Below are 2,022 nucleotides of genomic sequence, written 5' to 3' on the forward strand. Positions count from 1 at the left end.
GAGGGGGGCCGTCCCCAAATCGAGGTCTGCTGTCCATAGAGCCACCGCGCCCCTGGGATGTCGTGCCAGGAACCCATTTCAAGCGCGCTTGCAAGGTGCGTGCCCGCGATGGATGGGCAAAGGTTCCACCAGCTCAGCGCCGTGTATAAAGCCTTTTGGCAGCGCGACTTAACCCCTCGGGGACTCGCTATAAAGACCTTTGATGGTACGATTTGCCCGTCAATGCCATGGTGACTCTCGACAGGGGTCACCCCGACCCGCAAGGAGCAAGCGCATGGAGCTGGGCTCTCACATCAAGGAGCATCGCACGGAACTCGGGCTGTCCCAGGACGGCCTGGCGGAGCGCATCTACGTGTCGCGCCAGACCATCAGCAACTGGGAGTGCGGCCGCACGTATCCTGACGTCCAGAGCCTACTCTTGCTTTCCAACGTGTTCGGGGTGACCGTGGACTCCCTCATCAAAGGAGATGTGGAAACCATGGCACAGGTGATGAACGAAGCGGTCAAGAAGTACAACGCCCTCTCCACGGTCACGGTCGTGAGCGCGGTCGTGTTCCTGGGGCTGAGCGCGTGGGCGGCGTTCCAGTTCGAATGGGGTTGGGGCGCTCACATCGCGCCCACCGCGGCGTTCGCCGCCGTGGCGCTCGTCGTGATGCTCATGGCGTTCGTGTATATGGAGCGCATGAAGAAGCAGCACGACCTCGTCACGTACCGCGAGGTGCTGGCGTTCAGCCGCGGCGAGCAGGTCGAGCGCGACACGCTCGAGGGACACCGCGAGCGCGAGATGAGCCCCTGGGTTAAGGGCGCGCGTAACGGCGTGCAGATCATCCTCGGCGCGATCGCCGGCGGCATGGTGGGCGTCGGCATCGGCATGCTTGCCAAGATGTTGAGCTAAAGGCGATCTTCACGCATATCACGAGCGGCGAGGAAGCTAGACGTCCTCGCCGCTTTTGCATGACCGGGGCCTCGATTTGAGAACAGGCGCCCGGGTAAGCCTGCGCGTTCATTCGAACTTGATAACCAGATTCTTTCCCAGCGCATCGGCAATTCTCTCAAGCGTCTTGAGCGTGGGGTTGGCACCGCCGCGCTCAAGTACGCTCACCGCCGTCTGGGTCATTCCGCTTTGCCTGGCAAGATCGACCTGCGTCTTCCCTGCCGCAAGGCGCTCCTTTTCGACTAAACGCCCAAGGCACCGAGCACTTTTGGCGGATGCCCCAATCTCACGCATGTAAAACCCGTCCTGCGAGCTTCTCCCTGCACTGCTTGCGAGCAGGGCGGCGGAATCATATTCCATCAACCCGTGAGACCTGAGCACCTCACCGATATTCTGACGGCCGGGAGGGGCAATCCGCTCATCGACCCAAGCCTGAACCCATTTGCTCGGTATGTCCCGTTCCCCTCGGGCGACAAACGCCGCGAAGATCGCCGGCACGTCCCCCGACTCCGCCCAATCCTCAACACGAGCGCCATACGCGCCGGTCGCTTCGTCATACGAAATAATCGCACTGGGGCGCAACTCCCGCCCCTCACCGTCAATCAACTCAAAGCGCCGCATAGTAAGACCATCTCTCTCGAACGATCTCCCACATTTTTTCGAGTAGGTAATCCGGGGCGGCATGTTCCAACCCGGCGAACAGCGCGGCACGATCTTCCAACTTAAGCTCATGCGTAAGCTCTACCGGGGCGATATCGCGCAGATTGTCCTCCAAGAAACGCGAACCGATGTAGTTCGTCGTGGCAACGCGACGGAGTGGATCGAACGCCTCGATAGCATCCCGCTGCCCCGCGAAGGGGGCGACGAATGACAGGCCGTTGTCGAAAATGGGCGCAAGCCTGGCCGACCCGTCGGGAGACAAAATGACCTCGATGTTCGAGCCGTGCCGGTCGCGGTTGGCAATAAGGTAGTCGACGAGCATCATCTGCTTGATTTGCCCTTCCCAACCGTGTGCGCGACACACTTCATAAGGCGATGCGCCCTGCTCGCCGTAGAGGCTCACATATGCGGAGAGGGACAGCTTGCGC

Annotated in this window: 2 protein-coding genes and 1 pseudogene; 1 reads left to right on the forward strand and 2 read right to left on the reverse strand. The window is 61.1% G+C overall.

Annotated elements, in window-relative coordinates; all coding sequences use genetic code 11:
- Positions 1 to 274 precede the first annotated feature (274 nt).
- Complete coding sequence (locus tag ACT8II_RS09290) at positions 275 to 895, forward strand: helix-turn-helix domain-containing protein (RefSeq protein WP_443813944.1); 621 nt, start codon at positions 275 to 277, stop codon at positions 893 to 895.
- 108 nt (positions 896 to 1,003) lie between these two features.
- On the opposite strand, the gene ACT8II_RS09295 is transcribed toward ACT8II_RS09290, so the two are convergent.
- Complete coding sequence (locus ACT8II_RS09295) at positions 1,004 to 1,555, reverse strand: helix-turn-helix domain-containing protein (protein WP_294159320.1); 552 nt, start codon at positions 1,553 to 1,555, stop codon at positions 1,004 to 1,006.
- Positions 1,542 to 2,022 (reverse strand): annotated as a pseudogene (locus ACT8II_RS09300) (hypothetical protein); the annotation flags it as partial. The pseudogene ACT8II_RS09300 and the gene ACT8II_RS09295, both read right to left, overlap by 14 nt.

Origin of the sequence: Collinsella sp., from assembly GCF_052346665.1 — a bacterium.
GTDB lineage: Bacteria > Actinomycetota > Coriobacteriia > Coriobacteriales > Coriobacteriaceae > Collinsella.

What these genes read in the sequence shown, in the direction of transcription:
- ACT8II_RS09290 (WP_443813944.1), top strand. Translation starts at nt 275, where the DNA reads ATGGAGCTGGGCTCTCACATCAAGGAGCATCGCACGGAACTCGGGCTG.
- ACT8II_RS09295 (WP_294159320.1), bottom strand. Translation starts at nt 1,555, where the DNA reads ATGCGGCGCTTTGAGTTGATTGACGGTGAGGGGCGGGAGTTGCGCCCC.